Consider the following 19471-nt stretch of genomic DNA (forward strand, 5'->3'; position numbering starts at 1 on the left):
TAAAGCAAAGGTATCTTGAACTCAAGATAAATTCAACATAGCGACGCATAATGGACGAACTCGATCGGATCCAGCAGGCTTGGGCCAGTGAAATGCCCACATTGAATACCGACAGCATGGCGCTGATTGGTCGTTTGCAGCTTTTGCATAAACGTTTAACCAACGCCATGTCGCCGAATTTTCGGCTGTACGGTTTAACGGATGCTGGCTTTGATGTGCTAGCCACCTTACGTCGTAGCGGTATGCCCTATCAACTCACACCTAATCAGCTACTTGGGCAAACTTTAATTACCTCAGGCTCATTAACCAGCAGATTACAGTCATTAGAAAAACAAGGTTTTGTCAGTCGCCACACCGCCGCCGCAGACAAACGCAGTATTGTGGTAAGCCTAACGGAAAGTGGTAAAAACGTGATCGAGCAACTGCTGGTCAAGCATGTCGAGACACAACAGCAGCTGCTCAGCGGTTTAAGTGTGCACGAACAACAGCAGCTAATTTCGTTAATGCGCAACTGGCTTAATGTAACTACCGAGCCAGCTCTCTGAGTCTGGTCATACCTGTACCGGAGTGTGGCCAAACCAGTGTCTGAGTGCGGTCATACCAGTACCGGAGTGTGGCCAAACCAGTGTCTGAGTACGGTCGGACCAGTACCGGAGTGTGGTCGGACCGGTGTCTGAGTGTGGTCTTACCTGTACCGGAGTATGGTCGGACCGGTGTCTGAGTGCGGTCGGACCGGTGTTGGTTGGTTAAGTACGAAGATCAGCAGCGATGTGGCATAGCGGGTAGTGACAAAAAACCACGGTATGCTTTTTGATACCGTGGTTGTTCAGGTTTGACAATGCGGGTTAGGGTGTTTGCAAAATCAGCAGGCCATAAGCTGCCAGCATGTTGCCTTGCAAATCAAAAGCCCAATTGGCGGTTTGCTCGGTGTTTAACAGCGAACTGATGTCTTGTGCTGAATCGCTAAGATTTAACACAAAACGGGTTTTGCTGCCGTTTAACTCGCGCTCTATGTGCAATATACCATTAGCCAATTCAGTGACCTGATAACTGCCGGCCAGCTTCAGCTCTGGCCGTTGTTTTTTCTGGGCGATAAGCCACTGATATAAACGCCATACAGAGTCAGGCTGCGCTTGTTGCTCGGCAACGGTGCTGCCGCCTTGTGCTAATTGCTGTTGTAAAAACGCCGGCCACCAATTTTCAAATTGTTGCGTAAATAACTCGGCTTGCTCTACCCAACTCAGGGTCGCTGGCGTAAAACCGCCCTGCGTTTGTGTGGACCAAAGCATTGGCGCGCGTTTATAAACGTCATGGCCGGTATTCGCCTGGGTTAAACCAATTTCTTCGCCGTAATAAATGTACTTGGTACCGGGAGAGCTAAATAACATCGCCGCGGCTAACTTGGCTTTTTGCTGGGTAATTTTTGGCTCTGCTGCCAGCTGATAGGCCACCCGCTCTTGATCATGATTGGTTAAAAACGGCGAGAAAAAAGCCAACGGCGCGTTAGATTGCTGGCGACGCTGCACGTTCTCTTGTAATGGATGCAATTCGCCACTCTGTGTGCCACTAATGGTGCCAAATTGTGCGTCATTACCGGCAGTAGGGAGCAATTGCCCTAAGATTTTATAACCCACTTCAAAATCAAAGCCTTGATCTAAGCCCTCGCCATTGCCCCAATATTCAGCGGCCACCGGAATATCGACCCAGGCCTCACCCACGAGGTAAGCTTCCGGGTTGACACTTTTCACGTAAGCATTGAAATCGCGCCAATAATCGATGGTTTCAGGCAGATCGGCTTGGCCCGCTGGGCCAGTTTCCATCACAAAGCGCACTGCATCTAGCCGAAAACCGGCTACGCCTTTATCCAGCCAAAACTTCGCCATCTTTTTCATTTCAGCCACCACATCGGGGTGCTGTAAATTCAGATCAGGCTGCGTTGCACCAAAGGCCGCATAGTAATATTCACCCCGGCGCGCGTCGAAATGCCACACGGCTTCGGGTTTATCCGACTGATCCCAGGCATAGCCCCAGCCTTCACCTTTGGCGGGTAAGTCTTTACGCCAGACAAAGTAATCACGATAAGGCGCAACGCCTTCAGCCGATAACCGGAACCATTCGTGCTCACGCGAGATATGGTTAATCACCAAATCGAGAATCACCTTCATGCCTTTATCATCGGCCGCTTGAATAAAGGCCTCAAACTCGGCCATCGAGCCGTAATCACTTTCTACCTGATAAAACTCGGTAAAGTCATAACCATGATAAGACGGCGCTTCAAACATGGGCGTTAACCAAATCGCGTCGATACCGAGCTCTTGTAAATACGGCAGTTTGGCGGTCATGCCATTAAAATCGCCATGGCCATCACCATTGGTATCGTAAAAACTGCGTGGCCATATTTGATAGAACACCGCATCTTGCCACCAGGGTGCGTCTGCTGTTGCTGGGCTTAGCGTGGTAGCAGCTGGCACAGCACTGTCGTGACTCGCTTGCTGAGGTGCTGGCTTACAACCGCTTAGCGCCAGCGCTAACATCAAACAACTTAAGGACGTTTTAAGCATCAGTTACTCCTGTACCAAATCAGTTTTCACACGTAGCACATACAGCGCCGCAATAATGTAACTTACCCCGCCAATCGCCAACGCATAAATAGCTTGCCCTTGGAAAAAGTAGCCGACCAAACTTCCCAAAATGGCCGCAGCCAGCAGCTGTGGTAGCACGATAAAGATATTAAACATGCCCATATACACCCCCATTTTATTGGCTGGCAGGCAGTTGGAGAGCATGGCATAAGGAAGTGATAAAATGGATGCCCAAGCGATACCAATACCAATCATCGGGATCCAGAGTAAGGCCGGATCCTTAATAAAGAAAAAGGCGAATAGCCCTAAAGCGCCACAGCATAAATTAATCGCGTGTGCCTTTTGTGTACTGGTGGCTTTAACTAACAGCGGGATCAGTAAGGCCGCAATTGCCGCAAAACCGTTGTAAACCGCAAATAACACACCAACCCAATCGGCACCATCGTTATAAGCGACCGATGTGGTGTCCGTGGTGCCATAGTGATAACTGGTCACCGCCGCCGTGGTATAGATCCACATGGCAAATAACGGAAACCATGAGAAAAACTGCACTATCGCCAATTGCCGCATGGTGCTTGGCATAGTAAATAAATCATCGACCAGTTGTACTAGCATATTGCGATTTTGCTGTTGCTTAAACCAGCTCGCCAGCCACTGTAATACCCCAAAGCTGGCGATGAGTGCGCCCAGTAAATACAGTTGCTTATCTAACTGCGCAGAAGCGACAGCAATCATTGCTGCCACACCCACCACCACGGCCACTGCGCCGCTGCGCCAGTAGTTTGCGGCAGGCGTTGCACGCTCAGCGACCGGCTGAGCCGCTTGTTCAGCCGCATCGAAGGCAGCTAATTGCTCAGGGCTATATTCTTTTGAGGAAATAATGGTCCAGCCAACCGAAAGAAATAACACGGCACCACCGGCATAGAACGAAAACACCACCGAGTCTGGGATCACCCCTTCTGCCGCCGTATTCGACACACCAAACCAATTGCTCATCATCCATGGCAGCGCCGACGCCACCACAGCACCGACACCGATAAAGAACGATTGCATGGCAAAGCCGGTGGGGCGCTGCTGTTTATTGAGGTTGTCGCCGACAAAAGCGCGAAACGGTTCCATCGTGACATTGATGGCCGCATCTAATAGCCACAACATCCCTGCAGCAATCCACAAGCTTGGTGAATTTGGCATAAAAAACAATGCCGCGGTGGTGGCCAGTGCACCGTATAAAAAGAAGGGCCGACGCCGACCTAATTTAGTCCACGTTTTATCACTGAAATGGCCGATAATCGGTTGTACCAACAAGCCCGTTAACGGTGCGGCAATCCACAGAATAGGAATTTGATCCATATCTGCGCCCAACGTCTGGAAAATTCGGCTAACATTGCCATTTTGTAAGGCAAAACCGAATTGGATACCGAAAAATCCAAAACACATGTTCCAGATCTGCCAAAAGCTGAGGTTCGGCTTAGTTTGCATAAGTATGTTCTCTATCGTCGCGGTTGTTATTATTGTTACCCACTCTGTTGGCCACAGCCGCCAAAGTGGGTAGAAAACCTGTCAGCCTGATTGATACCGCCATTTGTTTGCGACTACAAGATGAATACGTATTCAATGCGCCAAAAGTGTGCAAGCCAACCCATCCGTTATTCAAGGCTGACACAGCGCGATAAATTGCCGTGCTAACACCGAATGGTACTTTTGTTTATGCCAAACTAACTGCAATTGTCGCGTAAAAGGCGTCGGTAAGGTAATTTTCGCCAGCCGACCATAGTGCAAACGATCGGCAGCCGCGGCGGCAGAAATAAAGCTCAGCCCAAGCCCCGCCTCAACGGCCTGCATGATCGCCTCTGGCGAGTTAAATTCGGTAATCGCCGTGATCGTCGGCAAATGTGGGGCAAGATGGCGGTCAAACTGCGCTCGACTGCCCGAGTGCGCTTCGCGCAACACCCAGCTTTGCTGTTGCAAGGCATGATAGTGGTGCACTGTTTTTCCAGCGAGCGGATGGTCGGCTTTGGCAATAATGTACATCTCGTCTTGCCGCCACGGCTGGGTGATCAGATCTGGGAAAGGGTTACCCCCTTCGATCAGCGCTAAATCAAGTTCAAACTGCAACACTTGCTGGCACAGCGTATAGGTATTGTCGATACTGACTTTAAATTGTCCTGGCGCTAATTGGCTTAGTAAGCGGGGTAATAAATAATTACCAATGGTTTGGCTGGCCCCTAAGCTCAGTTGGCCTTGTGGCGTGTTATGTTGAAATAAGTGTTCAATGTCTGACACTCTGGCCAAAATTTCATCGGCTAACGGCTGTAATAAGCGCCCTTGTTCATTGAGTTTTAAACGCGGGTGTACCCGATCAAACAGCGGCGCACCCAGTTGCGCTTCTAATTCACTCAAGGCCTGCGAAACCGCCGCCTTACTTAAATACAGTGCGCTCGCCGCACTGCTTAAATTCCCCAACCGAGCAATACAACTAAATACCTGCAGCTTTCGAATAGCAATCATGTTCGGTTTATCCTAACGCTATGTTAAAAACGTTCAGATATGCTAAAGCAAAAGTGAGCGCTATCCTAGCGTCATTCTGTAAATTGGAACCATGACATGTCAAACGATCGCACTGATCTCACTCGCGCCATTCCAACCCCCTTGGCCGCGTTAGCATTAGGCATAGCCAGTTTAGGCTGGTGCTGGGATAAAGCATTGCAATTACAAGGCGCGCTGCAAACCGCAGCGGCATTGTTCGCCTTGGTATGCCTTAGTTTGTTATTGTTTAAGTTTATCCGTCAACCGGCGCTGCTACGCCAAGATTTAGCGAACCCGATACTCGGTGCGGTGCTACCGGCGTCAGCCATGGCATTAATGGTGATCGCCACCGCGCTACCAAATAGTGCGGGGCGTTGGCTTTGGTCCGTTGCTGTGGTGCTGCATTTATGGTTACTGGTGGCGTTTATCTGGCACCGTGTAGGCACTTTACAGTTTAATCAGCTGTTACCCGGTTGGTTTGTGCCGCCTATTGGTATTGTCACTGCCGTGGTAACCTGCCCTGCAGCCGTTTCAGAAAATGTCATACAGGGTATTTTTTGGTTTGGGCTGCTCTGCTATGCCGTATTACTGCCTTTAGTGATCATTCGTTTGCTGTTCGCCGGTAGCATCCCGTTAGCGGCAAGGCCGAGTTTGGCGGTTTTAGCCGCTCCGGCCAGCTTATGTTTAACCGGCTATCTCAGTTTATCCAGCCCGGCACAGCCCATGTTAGTGCTCAGCTTACTGATATTGGCATTGGTGATGACCAGCATTATTTATGTGGCCATGCTATATTTATTAAGGTTACCGTTTTCGCCCGGCTTTGCTGCTTTTACCTTTCCTTTAGTAATTGGCGCAACGGCGCTGTTTAAAGCCAGCGAACAATTTGCGCTATGGCAACAGCCTGAAAGCGCAGCATTACTGCAGCAGCTCGCTTATCTAGAATTAGTTATCGCAACTCTGGTAACCTTATATGTCAGTTTTCGCTTTGCCGGTTATCTCTGGCAACAAAGTGCGGCGCTGCGGCCAGATACACTAGCCAAGCAAACACAAAGACTGGTTGAATCTGCTAGCAGCAAAAATTAATGAATAAAAACAGAACGGTTCGCAACCTCTAACCTAAATAAGGCTTAATACATGGCAATTGAATGGATACTGGCTTTTGTATCCTTGGGAGTGTTTGCTGGCTTTATGGCTGGTTTACTCGGTATTGGCGGCGGCGGCATTATGGTGCCTATGCTCACCAGTATTTTTGTCGCACAAGGGATCTCACCCGATTACGTGGTGCACTTGGCCCTTGGTACTTCTATGACATCTATTATGATGACGTCGCTTTCGAGCCTGCGCGTGCATCACGCCAAAGGCGGTGTACTTTGGCCAATCGTAAAAGTGATGGCCCCTTGGCTGATTATCGGCTCTTTTGCCGCCACCTTTGTCGCAGCACGGATCAGTGGTTATGCCCTTGCGGTATTTTTTGCCATTTTTATGAGCTACATTGGGATAAAAATGCTGCGGCCGAAAAAAGCCATCGTGGCTGAAAGTAGAAACCCCAGAAAATTGGAGTTAGCGGCAGTAGGTACGGGTGTCGGCGCTATTTCAGCCTTGGTATCCATTGGCGGTGGCACCCTCACCGTACCCTATTTAAGTTGGCGCAACATCACATTAAAGTATGCTATTGGCACCTCAGCCGCGATTGGTTTACCTATCTCGTTAGCCGGTGCCTCTGGTTATTTACTGAACGCCCAACCACAGCTGGATTTACCCTACACTGTGGGTTTAGTGTATTTACCTGGCGTTGTTTTAATCTCTGCAGCCAGTTTTTTTACTGCTCGCATTGGCGCAAAACTGGCGCACAAATTACCTGTGAACACCTTGCGAAAAATCTTCGCTATTTTGTTGATCTTACTCAGCTTAAAAATGCTCTGGTACGTTCTATAGGCTATCTATAGCTGGGTATATAAATAGCCGTTTTTCAGCGCCTTATCTTATATCTAAGATAATACTCCCGCGCGCAGGGATACTTAGTGGCTGTTGCAAACTCACGACGTTACCGGTCAGCACATTGGTAGCGGCTTTATCTGTCGCTAGCACTTCACGAAAACGCGCTAAATCCAGTGTCACTGCCTCGTGTTGCTTATTCAGCACCACCATCACCGTCTGCTGCTCATTGTAGCGAAAATAAGTATAAGTGCCGCGATCCGGCGCGAAATGTTTTAATTTACCGTTATGTACCGCACTCGCAGTTTTGCGCCAATTCAGCAACGTTTTCACTAACTGCTGCGCCTGACGCTGCGTTGTGTTTAAACCTTTACCGGTAAATGCATTCACCTGATCGCCGGCCCAGCCGCCCGGAAAGTCAGCGCGCACTTTGCCATCGTCACGCTGCTGAGGGCTAGTCATCGCTAATTCTGTACCATAAAACAGTTGCGGGATACCGCGCATCGTTACCAGATAACTCAGTGCCATTCGATACAGGTCCATATCTTCATTGAGCACTGAAAATAACCGCGCTGTGTCATGGTTACCTTCAAAAATCACCAAGTTAAAGGGATCGGCATACACATGATCATTACTGAGCATTTCATACAGCCTGATCCAACCACTGTTCCAGCTCTCTTGCTCCACCAAGGCATTTAATAAGGCATCGTAGAGCGGAAAATCCAACATGGCCGGCGTATGCGAGACATAACCGTCTGTATTTTGTTTACCGGCCTGCCAGTAAGACACGATCAACGGATTAGGGCTCCACTCTTCGCCCACGATATTAAAGTGCGGGTATTCCTGCATAATGCGCCGGCCCCATTCGCTTAAAAAGGCTTTGTCGGCATAGGAATAGGTGTCTTCACGAATGCCTGATAAACCGGCATATTCCACCCACCAAATACTGTTTTGAATCAGGTAAGTGGCTAATTGTGGTTGCCGTTGATTTAAATCCGGCATGCTGTCGACAAACCAACCATCGGTAAATAATTGGCGATCACCTGCGGCGGCATAGGGGTCTTGAATGGTACTGCGGTTGTGGTTGGTTGGCACAAAACGTCCCTTTGCATCACCGCTTGGAAAATTAAGCCAGTCTTGCGCGGGTAAATCGGCCAGCCACCAATGCTTGCTACCGATATGATTAACAATAATATCCTGAATCACTTTAATGCCACGGCGATTCGCGGCGGCGACAAAGTCGCGAAATTGCGCATTGCTGCCAAAGCGCGGGTCAACTTGGTATAGATCGGTGGCCGAGTAACCGTGATAAGAATACGCCGGTTGGTTATTTTCGGTTAAGGGTGTGGGCCACACCGCCGTAATACCCAAGGTTGCAAGGTACGGCAGTGCCGCTTGCATACCCGCGATATCGCCACCATGACGACCGTTATCCTTTGCACGGTCCACACCTTCTAGCATTGCGGGTACCGTATCATTGCTCGGATCGCCGTTGACAAAACGATCAGGCGTAAGTAAATAAATCACATCACTGCCATTAAAGCCTTGCCGCTTCGCGGAACCCGGCGCTCGCGAAAGCAGCGGATAATCATAGCGAAGTGCTACCTTTGCTCCCTGCTTTAGTTGCAGCGGCAATTGCCCGGCTTTTGCCTCAGCAGCGATAGTGAGCTCCACAAATAAATAGTTGGGATTGTCAGTGCGCGTGATCTTGCTGATCGCGACCCCATGGTAAGTTAACGCGGGTGTTAAGCTACTGATATTTTTGCCGTATAACAGCAGTTCAACCGTTGGATACTGCATGCCCACCCACCAATTTAATGGCTCTACTCGTTGTAACGTTGGCATGCTGGCGTGAAGCGGTAAGTTACAACCAAGCAGAATGACAGCAAGCAGCAAAAAACGCATGTAAGATAAGCTCCTGTTTAAGTAAACAGCGCCAGATAAAACCGGCGCTAGTTATCAGTACTGAGACTATTTAATGACAATCTGACTCAACTCAGCCTGCCACGTGAGTTTGATATACACTTTTTTTGCTGCTTTATCGTACCAAGCCAGCTGTTGGCTTTTAGCAAAGCGCTGCGGCTGTGCCACCAGCGGAATATACTGACCATCGACATAGATTTTGTCTGGTTTGCCGCGTTGATTATGCACGACGAGGGTTAACTCACGCTGCGCGGGCTTACCCTGATAATCTCCACCTTGGCGCTGCAACGAAAACAGCAGCTGTTCGTTGCTGTGCTGTGCATTAAAGTTCAGCAATTCATATTGGCCTTTGGCAAGCGAATCGGGCGTTACGCCGTCATCTTCAAACAGCTGACCTTGCGCGGAGCTTACACTGGCATCTGCGAAATAATGTAAGGTAAGCGCTTGGCTAGAGTAATCTGCGGTGCGCTGGATCGGTGCCGTCATCGGGATAAAACTACCCGCTTTCACTAACACCGGAATGGTCTCAAGACTAACTGGGCGCTTTACAACTTCGCCGCCAATAATGCGTTCACCGTTAAAAAAGTCAAACCACACGCCCGTTGGCACATTCACTGGCCACTGCGTAACACCTGGCTCGGTCACCGGCGCCACTAAAAACGCGTCGCCCCACAGGTAACTGTTGGTTTCAGTGCGTAACGAGGGGTTAGTTTCATCAAGGAAAAACAACGGTCGCATCAGGGGTATCCCCGTTTGGCTATGTTGATAGGCCAGCGTGTAGTTATAGGGCAGCAGTTGATAACGTAAGTTTAGCCAAGGGCGCAGGGTGTCAATCACCTCATCACTGTGAAATACCGGCTCTGGCGCAATATGTTCTTGCGCATGTGGCCGATAAACTGGCTGAAACACACCGTACTGCAGCCAGCGAATATACAGCTCCGCATCAAACTGCTCGCCGCCGGCAAAACCGCCCAGATCAGAATGGATATAGCCAAACCCAAATAAGCCCATTTGTAGCGCCAGCTCAACTTGTGGCTTTAACCCACCCCAGCTGCGGTCGACATCGCCGGTCCAAGGCACCATGCCATAACGCTGCGAACCAAGATTCCCGGCACGCATCATAATAAAAGGCCGCTGCTCAGGGAAATCTTGCCGATAGCCTTGATACACTAATTCTGCCCAGCGCTGACCATAGGCATTGTGTACCTCATTGGCCGTCACACTACCGATACCCGGTAACTGATGCAGGGTATCCGCTGGGTGCACTTCTGGCTCACCTAAGTCGCCCCAAATACCACCGACCCCTTGCGCCAGTAGATCACGATAAATACCCCAAAACCAACTTGACGCTTCCGGTTTAAACACATCAATTAAGCCGGTATTGCCAAAATAAAAATCAAAGGTTTTTGGCTTGCCATCGGGGCCCAAGGCTATAGCACCGGCGTCAACGGCTTGCTGCCAACGCTTGGAACTGGTTAAGATAAATGGCTCAGTAACCAAAATGGTTTTAATGCCATCGGCGGCAAAGTCAGCCAGCATCTGCTCGGGTGTAGGAAACGCCTGTTTATCCCAAGCCAAGTTGCCCATATGGCCTTGAATGTCTTTACCAAACCAGTACAAATCGATAACGATGGCATCTAGTGGTAAGTTTAGATCACGAAATTTTTGCACCACAGCACGCGCTTCGGCTTCTGTACGATAACCAAAACGTGACGCATAATTGCCTAAAGTCCAACGCGCCGGTAACGGTGCCTGACCGCTGGCCGCCGTGTAGTTAGCAATCAGCTCCGGCGTATTTTGCCCTGCCACCACGATATAAGCACTACGGCCACCTTCGGCTTGAAAAGCCAAGGTATCGGCTTGGCTATGGCCCAGATCCAACTCACCGCTAGCGCCATTATCAAATAGCAGCATGTAGTTTTTACTCGACATCACCCCAGCCAAACTAAAATACATCTGGTTTGATTCGGTGCTATAACCATAATGCGCTTTGTTATACAGCGGTAATTTATGGCCACGGCGATCCATACCCAGCACGCGCTGGCCACCGCCAAATAACATCTCCTCGGGCGTTAAACGAAACTTAAAAGCAATTTTTGTAGCGTCGGGTTGCAACAAACCCGCGATATCTTCAGTCAGTAACCGCTCACCTTGATAAAAACGCAATGCCAGTGGGCTTTTTTGTATTTCGACCCGCAAGCGGGCGCTTTGCAAGATCAGCTGCTCTGGCTGTTGCTGCAAGGTCAGTGCTACCGCAGATGTTTTATCGGCTAAAATCAGTGATGGCAACTGCTGCCGCCCTTCCGGCTGATACCACACTTCAACCGCCGCTTCGTGTTGAAAGCGCACACTCACTTGGCCACGGTCAGTGGTTAAAATAAGCTGATTATCATTAACCCGATGCGATTGATAATGTTCAGCCGCGCCGAGCAGCAGCGAGGCAAACAGCAGCGCACTACACACCAACCATTGAAAATAACGTTGCATAGTTTTTCCTTAACGCACCAATTGATATACCACAGAGCCCAGTGGCGCCAACTTCACCGCAATACGGCCTTCACCGCTGGTCACCACCAGTTCATGGCTCACACCCGTTAACTGTTCATGTAATGCATATTTGCCATCGGCAAGCTGCCATTGCTGCATCAGGGTGCGAGGTAATTGCAGCTGAAATTCAACTGACTCTGAGGCATTGAAATGGCTGACCACCACTAATTGCTGCTCGTTAGAAAACCGTGCAAAAGCCAATTGCTGCTCTGAATAAGCACTGCCTGCGGCTAAATTTAGCGTATGCAATTCCACATAGTCACCGTTTAATGCCGGCGCCTCACGGCTAAAGCTGAGTAAACCTTGATAAAAATGCCGTAAGTTCATTTCGGCGGGCGTCAGCGCACCACCATCAAACTTCCCGCCATTCACCCAGCGCTGATGATGCGGTACGCCCCAATAATCAAAAATAGTGGTGCGACTGGCTTTGCCAAAACCGGCATCCTCACTCGCCGGTTCACCCACTTCTTGGCCAAAATACAGCATGGTGGGTGAACTACTGATTAACGTTGAGACCACCATGGCTGGCATGCCTTTACGGGCATCTCCTGCAAACTCGGGGCTGGCAATGCGCTGCTCGTCATGATTTTCTAAAAAATGCAGCATATGGTGTTCAATATCCGCCATGCGCTGCTGCACCTGCACTAAGGCTGAGGTAGGTCCTTTGCCTTGCATCACTAATTTTAAGCTGTCGTAAAATTCAACCTTGTCATACAAATAGTCCATTAAACCTAACTGTATATAGTCGCGATATAGCGCCGGCTGATACACTTCTGCGAGTAAAAATGCTTGCGGATTAGTGTGTTTGATATGCGCGTTTAAATAACTCCAAAACTCAACGGGCACCATTTCGGCCATATCATAACGAAAGCCATCAACACCCAGTTGCAGCCAATATTGCGTAATATCACGGAATTTTAACCAAGAATCAGGCACCGACTTACCTTGCCAAAACTGGTAATGCGCTTGCCAATCTTTTTGGGCATAATCAGCCGGCAAGCGCTCAAAATCATAACTGCCATCAGGCCGCACACCATAATTGATTTTGACCGTCTCATACCAATCATCAAAGGCGGGTTTGGCCGCTCGTGCACCATTACCGGTCCATTTCGCCGGATTTTCGTTAAATTGGCCATCAGCCAACGGGTGCGCTTGCCCCCCTAACACTTGATAATCAGCGGGCCAGTCAGGTACTTGAAAGGCTTCGCCAGGCACATAGTAAAAGTTATTGTCGCGCGCATAGACCACACTGGTATCATCATTCGCGCCAAAATCAGCCACGCCGGCAGGTTTCGCCAGCGACTGATAAGAGCGCGCCACATGATTGGGTACGATATCAATTAACACCTGCATACCATGCTGGTGAGTACGCGCAATCAACGCTTGGAATTCTTGTAAACGCTCAGCAGGATCAACCGCTAAATCAGGATTAACACTGTAATAATCTTTCACCGCATAAGGCGAACCGGCGCGGCCTTTCACTACATCGGGATCGTCATGACTGATACCATAAGCGCTATAATCGGCAATAAGCGCATGATGTGGCACACCGGTAAACCAAATATGGGTGGTCCCCAACGCTTTGATGCCACGTAAGGCGTCATCATTGATGTCATTAAATTTACCTACGCCATTTTGCGCCAGTGAACCCCAGGGTTTGTTAGTACTGGTGGTATTGGCATAAAGACGAGTGAACATTTGATATACCACCGCCTTGCCCTGAGCAGCGGTGTGATCCGAAGCGGTGCTGACCACGGCCGGCGGTGTTACGGTTTGAGATGCTGGTGTGGGGGCTTTATCACAGGCAACCAATACTGCGAGTGCCGCCAAGCTCAATAAGCGAATTGTTTTTATCATCTTGCTGCTACCTATTGGGTTGATCCCAATAAGTTACCGCAATTTTTGACGCAAGCATTGCCTTTTTTTGGTGCATACGTATGCAAGCCTGAACCTAAGGTTTAAGGCTTTAGTACTTGCTCGGTCCAGAGAACCGCTTCTTGGTATAGCTCCGCCAAACCCGTTAACGGATCCAAGGCCTGCTTTAGTTGCTCCGTTCTTGGCCAATCGGCTTGTTCAAAGGCTTCGATTAGTTGCAAGAACTGCCCTAACACGCCTTGTCTTGTTAGCAGTGCTTGTTTTACGTTGTCTAACAGCGGTAATTGTTGCAGCAACTCTGCCAGCGGTTGCTCGACTATTTCGTGCACATTTGAAAACAGACCGGTTAAAAAAGCACTGGGCGGATTGTCAGGCAGTTGTTTTTGTTTGGCGAGTTGCCCGCAAAAATAAGCCCGCACTAAAGATTGAGTGATCCGCTCATCAATGCCGCCATCCGCTAAATTGGCTAACGCTAACAACGAAATAAATTTCTTTAATTCCGTTTCGCCCATAAAGACCATGGCATGTTTTAACGAGGATATTTTTTCTGAACGCATTGGCCCAGAGTTATTAATAAAACTCAGTAACTTGTAAGACAAACCCACATCGCGCTGACAACACTCAGCTAGCCGATTAAAATTCATTTTGCTGGATGACGCCTCAGCAATTAACTCCAGTAAGGTCGCTTTGTTTACCGGTAATTGTTTGTGCTTCATCATCTCTGGCCGAGCGAATAAATAGCCCTGAAACAAATGAAAGCCCAAAACCTTTAACTGCTCAAATTGCTCGGCGGTTTCTACCCGCTCGGCTAATAAGATCAATGGAAATTGTTTTAATTCGCGTAATTGGCGACTAATTTGCAGCATATTAAACTGCTGAATATCGACTTTTAAATAAGTAATGTAAGGTAAGAAAGGCCGCCATTTTTCATCAAAGTCGTGATCATCTAACGCCAATTTATAACCACGGCCATGCAAAAACTTTAAGGTATGCAACAGCTCTTCAGAGGCAGGAACCGATTCTAATACCTCAATGACCATGCCTTCTGGGCGGATTGACGTGGGAAAGTGATAAATTAGGGTATCTTCAGAAAAATTGATAAAAGCGAGTTTATTGGCAGCGACTTTTTCAACACCCATCAATAGGTGATGTTGCATCAAGAGTTTGGAGGTTGCCTCATCGGCATCAATATTAGGAAAGGCGTTGGCCTCACCATCACGAAACAATAACTCGTAACCGATGGTCTCCTTTGAAACATTAAAGATCGGTTGCCTTGCAATAAAACCATACATATTACGTAACCCTTAAGCACTACCGCTTGAGAGTATAAGCTTTAACACCTCGAGCACAAGAGCGCAGCAGAATATATCCGCTGCGCCATCAACAGGCTTTAATGCTTTTGTGTAACGCTTCGTTGACCCGCCCGGTGCTCGCGTGCTTGCGGTCTTTTTGCTGCAACGGCTCGTGGCGCTTTGCTGTTAGCCGTGGTAACAGGTAAAGGTTGCTGCGGCGTAAAACCGGCAATCATCTGTCTGGGCAGTAATTGCTTAATTAACCGCTCAATACCCACCAACTCTTTTAACTCTTCTGCACACACTAATGACACAGCTAAACCTGCGGCCCCAGCGCGACCCGTGCGGCCAATGCGGTGCACGTAGTCTTCAGGAACATTGGGTAATTCAAAGTTGACGACTTGTGGCAATTGCTGAATATCTAAACCACGGGCGGCGATATCGGTCGCCACTAACACCCGTACTCCGCCCGCTTTAAATTCAGCGAGGGCTTTAGTACGCGCGTTTTGGCTTTTATTACCATGGATAGCCATGGCCGTGATGCCTGCTTTTTCTAATTGCAGCGTCAGCTTGTTGGCGCCGTGTTTGGTTTTGGTGAACACCAACACCTGCTGCCATTTATGCTCGTTAATTTGTTGAATGAGCAAGGCGGCTTTTTGGCTTTTATCTACCGGATACAGCCACTGTTCGATGCGCTCGACCGTACTGTTTGGCGGAGTCACCGTCACTTCTAACGGATCGTTTAACAGGCCTTTTGCCAAAGTACGAATTTCGTTGGAAAAGGTTGCCGAAAACAACAGGTTTTGCCGCTTAGGTGGTAATAACGCTAAGATTTTTTTAATGTCGCGAATAAAGCCCATATCGAGCATACGGTCAGCTTCATCTAACACCAGCACTTCAAGCTGATTAAAGCGCACGGCATTTTGCTGATATAAATCCATTAAACGCCCTGGCGTGGCAATCAGAATATCAACGCCTTTGCGAAGCGCCATCATTTGCGGGTTAATTTTCACGCCACCAAACACTAAAGTGCTACGCAGTGGTAAGTATTTACCATATAACGCCACGTTTTCTGCGATTTGCGCAGCTAACTCGCGAGTTGGCGTTAAGATTAAAGCACGCACTTGGTTAGCTTGTACTTTACGTCCTTGCGTTCGGCCTTCCGCTAATAATTGTAATAAGGGTAAAGTGAAGCCGGCCGTTTTACCGGTTCCGGTTTGCGCGGCTGCCATCAAGTCGCGCCCTGCTAACACGGCAGGGATGGCTTGTTGCTGGATAGGTGATGGTGTGGTGTAACCTTTTTCTGCTACAGCTTTTAAAATGTCAGCCGATAACGGTAAATCTGTAAATTGCATGCGTATTCCCGCAATTGTCGCTGCGAAAATCTCTGCCCGCAGCTGCAGTACCCTTCCAAATGAAGGGCGCGCAGCTTACATGATATTGCAACAAAAGACGAGTAAATCACTTACTTAGTCCCGTTAATTGGTAATTGCGCGGTGAATCGTACAGAAAATAACTTTTTCGTAAAACGAAAAGTTTTAATTTCAACTTTTGCTCTATTGCTACTTTGCAGCCTAGATCGGGAGTGGTATTTTGTTTTATAAATCAAATAATATCGGGGCTTAGTTTTGAATCTTGCGCTTCCCAAAAAATCGGTTTTTGTGCGGAACCTTGAGCAGCTATTGGCACAGTTTTATAGCACTCACCAAGCGTGTTTTTATAACGAGGCGATAGATTTTTTTGCGCAATATCAAGAGCAACAACGTGCTTTACGCCAAGCGGAATTTGTTTGGAAGCAAAGTCAGCAAGCGGGTGATATTGCCGAAGTACAACGCAAAAACCGCAGCCTTTTTACTGATCTGCAATTTGAAGACGAAAAGCGCCGTATCCGTTGCTGGACGTTGTTGCGCCAAGCCGCAGAAGCCCTGCTAAAACTGAGTGAAGGTACCACACCGCTCGAAACCCAAACGGCCAGTGCTCGCTTGCTCGGTGGTTTGTTAATGACCGCAAGTTCAAATAAACGCAAAACGGTCTTACTGGAAAACGCTTATAAACCCTGTTATCGCGCCTTACTCACCTTACGCTTGTTAGAAGACTTATTAGAACAAAACATCTTAAAAGAACCGCTCTGGCAAGAATGGTATAAAGAACGCAATGTGGGCTCTTTAACCGACTGCCCCTATCGGCAAAACCTACAAATACCGATAGTGATGGGCTGTATCATTCAACATGCAGGCTTAATGTGCTTACCGGCACAGCAATTGCTCGCAAAACAAACTGGCGGTGACAAGGCCGATCGAGCCTTGACTCAAGAGCAACGGCAAGAGCTATTAAGCCATTGCCTTACCGGCAGCCTCGACTTATTAAAATACGGCCTGGGCGAGTTACCTTTCAGGGGTAATAAACGCGAAGAACGTGACTTACACCAACAGCAACAACAGCGTTTACAAAAACAATTACAACGTTTTATTAGTGCCAAACCCAATACCCCGCTGGGCAGCTTATTTAAAGTGCCGCAAGCTTATGCCTCTGTCGCCTTACCGGGCCGGCCGCGCTATAACTATGAAGCCTTACCTAAAGCAGCATTGTTAATGCGAGATGGTGTGCAACGTGGTGATTACCATGGTGTGTTAGTTGATAGACTGTTTCGGATTGTTGGTTTGTTCCCGCAAGGCTATGGCGTAGTGTTCACGCCACTGGGTGATGATGGTAAACCACAAATGAAATATGAGTTTGCTATTGTGAACACCCTTTATCCCGAAAAGCCGGATCAACCTGGCTGTCGAGTGGTCAGCCGTAATATGCAATATCGCAATACGGGGCATAATATTAGTTTAAGCAGTGAGCTGAATTTATTTTTTAAACCCGCGCGGGACCGTTTAAAGCGGCTACCAGAAGAGCGGTTAAAAGAATTGCTGAATATGCTGTTTAAAGACGGCGAAGAGAACTACATGAATGTACTCTTGCCCAAATGCTGGTACCCAGAAAGCTTCTTTAGCGTGCCAGAAAACCAGAACCTATGGCAAACCGTGCATTTAAAACAAAACTAAGTAAAAACTCAGGTTTTCGCCGCTTTTACGCTGTATTTAATTGCAGTAAACAACATACAGACGGTATGTCGTCTACTGCCAGTACGGTGGTTTCACTTATTTTGGTGGCATTACCCATCCAACATTAGTGTCTCTTCCTCAGCGCGGTTTTGTTGCACGTTCTTTTAACAGCACGCTGTCAGCATAAACGTTTAGCCTTTACTGCTGGGCCGCGCTTTGCTGCAAAAATTGTTGGTGACTAGGTAATTGGGCTGCGGTGCGCTGCATAATTAACTGGATATCATCTAAAAAGCCGGTTAACTGCCCAGCTGACAAACTCTCCGCCAAGGGATGATAGTGCTTAGGTAATACATGTTGCCCTAGCATCACTTGCTGCCAAGCTACTTCGGTAAATAACTCATCTTGTTGACGAAACACCGCAGCATTTTCAGCAAACAGCGCTATACGTTGCGCCAGCGAATCAGGCAAGGTCATTTGCTGACAATATTGCCACAAGCCCTGATCAGTGCGCTGATTTAAATGATAATGCAGAATAATAAAATCACGGATAGCACAGTATTCCTCAGCGGATTGCCGATTATATTCTTGGCGTAATTTAGCCATATCCAGCGAAGTAGGAAAGCACTGTACTAAACGCACTATGGCACTTTGGATCAGATGAATACTGGTCGATTCTAACGGTTCGAGAAAGCCACTTGATAAGCCAATCGCCACACAGTTGTGCTGCCATTGCTGTTTACGCCGGCCCGTTACAAAGCTAATTTTGCGCGGATCGGCTAAGGCCGGTGCATCTAAATGATGCATTAAGGTGTGCTGTGCTTGTTCATCGCTTAAAAATTGGCTGCTGTACACCAAGCCATTACCGGTTCGATGCTGTAACGGAATACGCCATTGCCAACCGGCATCTCGGGCGATAGCACGCGTGTACGGTAAAATAGGTTGTGTTGCGGCCGACGGCACGGCTAAAGCGCTGTCACAAGGCAACCAGTGTTGCCAATCTTCATAGCCTACGGCTAATTGCTGCCCAATTAATAAAGCGCGACTGCCCGAACAATCAATAAATAAATCGGCTGCCAACTTTTGGCCATCGGTTAATACCACCTCTGCAATCGCCTCAGAAGGATGCTGGGTTACCGCAGCGATAGTGCCTTCGGTGCGGCTAACGCCTAAACGCTCACTGTATCGGCGTAAAAAAGCGGCATATAAACCGGCGTCAAAATGATAGGCATGCACTAAACCTTGTAAGGGTGTATTCGGAATTTGCGCTAAAGGCTGATATTTACCGGCACGCGCGGCCTGATAATTTAATGAAAACTCCCAAAAACTGCGGCTATCACCGCGAGCCCGTGCCGCCAACCAAAAATGATGAAACGAGGTAAAACCCAAGGGTTTGCCAATAGGACCAAAGGCATGCATGTAACTGTCGCCCGGCTTGCCCCAATTCTCAAATTGAATGCCTAATTTGATGGTGCCTTTGGTGGCTTGCAAAAACTCGGCTTCGTTAATACCGAGCGCCGCATTGAAGTGTTGAATGGCCGGAATGGTTGCTTCGCCCACACCAACAGTGGCAATAGCATCAGATTCAATAAGTTGGATTTGTACTTGTTGGCCCATAAACCTTGCCAGCATAGCGGCCGTCATCCAGCCTGCTGTACCACCGCCAACAATTAATACTTTTTTAATCGCGCGTTGCTGCATCATCCGTCTGTTGTCTCCATGATAAAAAAGCCCCTGGTTATCG

Annotated in this window: 13 protein-coding genes; 4 read left to right on the forward strand and 9 right to left on the reverse strand. The window is 48.4% G+C overall.

From position 1 onward, the window contains the following. Nucleotides 1–50 precede the first annotated feature (50 nt). On the forward strand, nt 51–545 hold the full coding sequence (locus L1N97_RS04935) for a MarR family winged helix-turn-helix transcriptional regulator (RefSeq protein WP_236128996.1): 495 nt from the start codon (nt 51–53) through the stop codon (nt 543–545). Nucleotides 546–845: 300 nt separating this feature from the next. On the opposite strand, the gene L1N97_RS04940 is transcribed toward L1N97_RS04935, so the two are convergent. The 3 genes from L1N97_RS04940 to L1N97_RS04950 all read right to left on the reverse strand — a co-directional run bounded on the left by L1N97_RS04940 (nt 846) and on the right by L1N97_RS04950 (nt 5090). Beyond that, nucleotides 846–2561, reverse strand: a complete 1716-nt coding sequence (locus tag L1N97_RS04940; RefSeq protein ID WP_236128997.1) for an alpha-amylase family glycosyl hydrolase — start codon at nt 2559–2561, stop codon at nt 846–848. A gap of 3 nt (nt 2562–2564) precedes the next feature. Next, nucleotides 2565–4061: an MFS transporter gene (locus L1N97_RS04945; RefSeq protein ID WP_236128998.1), complete on the reverse strand. Its 1497-nt coding sequence runs from the start codon at nt 4059–4061 to the stop codon at nt 2565–2567. 171 nt (nt 4062–4232) lie between these two features. Continuing rightward, the gene (locus L1N97_RS04950) at nt 4233–5090 is read right to left on the reverse strand and encodes a LysR substrate-binding domain-containing protein (RefSeq protein ID WP_236128999.1); all 858 of its coding nucleotides are present in this window, start codon (nt 5088–5090) and stop codon (nt 4233–4235) included. A 96-nt stretch (nt 5091–5186) separates the two neighbouring features. Between L1N97_RS04950 and L1N97_RS04955 the strand changes: the two genes are divergently transcribed. Together L1N97_RS04955 and L1N97_RS04960 are read left to right on the forward strand one after the other, a co-directional pair. Continuing rightward, nucleotides 5187–6191 (forward strand): TDT family transporter, encoded by a 1005-nt coding sequence (locus L1N97_RS04955; RefSeq protein ID WP_236129000.1) that lies wholly within the window; start codon nt 5187–5189, stop codon nt 6189–6191. Nucleotides 6192–6242: 51 nt separating this feature from the next. Then, nucleotides 6243–7043, forward strand: coding sequence for a sulfite exporter TauE/SafE family protein (locus L1N97_RS04960; RefSeq protein ID WP_226750472.1), 801 nt, complete (start codon nt 6243–6245; stop codon nt 7041–7043). Nucleotides 7044–7085: 42 nt separating this feature from the next. On the opposite strand, the gene L1N97_RS04965 is transcribed toward L1N97_RS04960, so the two are convergent. The 5 genes from L1N97_RS04965 to L1N97_RS04985 form a co-directional block, all read right to left on the reverse strand. Further along, nucleotides 7086–8948, reverse strand: a complete 1863-nt coding sequence (locus L1N97_RS04965; protein ID WP_236129001.1) for a glycoside hydrolase family 13 protein — start codon at nt 8946–8948, stop codon at nt 7086–7088. A 66-nt stretch (nt 8949–9014) separates the two neighbouring features. After that, nucleotides 9015–11453, reverse strand: coding sequence for a glycoside hydrolase family 31 protein (locus L1N97_RS04970; RefSeq protein WP_229584652.1), 2439 nt, complete (start codon nt 11451–11453; stop codon nt 9015–9017). 9 nt (nt 11454–11462) lie between these two features. Continuing rightward, nucleotides 11463–13370 carry an alpha-amylase family glycosyl hydrolase gene (locus L1N97_RS04975; RefSeq protein WP_236129002.1) on the reverse strand — a complete coding sequence of 636 codons (1908 nt, stop codon included), beginning with the start codon at nt 13368–13370 and terminating at the stop codon, nt 11463–11465. Between the two features lie 101 nt (nt 13371–13471). Then, nucleotides 13472–14680: an EAL and HDOD domain-containing protein gene (locus L1N97_RS04980; RefSeq protein WP_236129003.1), complete on the reverse strand. Its 1209-nt coding sequence runs from the start codon at nt 14678–14680 to the stop codon at nt 13472–13474. 98 nt (nt 14681–14778) lie between these two features. Beyond that, nucleotides 14779–16035, reverse strand: coding sequence for a DEAD/DEAH box helicase (locus L1N97_RS04985; RefSeq protein ID WP_229584649.1), 1257 nt, complete (start codon nt 16033–16035; stop codon nt 14779–14781). 327 nt (nt 16036–16362) lie between these two features. Between L1N97_RS04985 and L1N97_RS04990 the strand changes: the two genes are divergently transcribed. Next, the gene (locus L1N97_RS04990) at nt 16363–17730 is read left to right on the forward strand and encodes a hypothetical protein (protein ID WP_236129004.1); all 1368 of its coding nucleotides are present in this window, start codon (nt 16363–16365) and stop codon (nt 17728–17730) included. 198 nt (nt 17731–17928) lie between these two features. Here the strand turns inward: L1N97_RS04990 and L1N97_RS04995 are convergent, their stop codons facing one another. Beyond that, nucleotides 17929–19431 carry a tryptophan halogenase family protein gene (locus L1N97_RS04995; RefSeq protein ID WP_236129005.1) on the reverse strand — a complete coding sequence of 501 codons (1503 nt, stop codon included), beginning with the start codon at nt 19429–19431 and terminating at the stop codon, nt 17929–17931. Nucleotides 19432–19471 lie beyond the last annotated feature (40 nt).

Source organism: Rheinheimera sp. UJ63 (assembly GCF_021568285.1).
In the GTDB taxonomy this organism is placed as follows: domain Bacteria; phylum Pseudomonadota; class Gammaproteobacteria; order Enterobacterales; family Alteromonadaceae; genus Alishewanella; species Alishewanella maricola.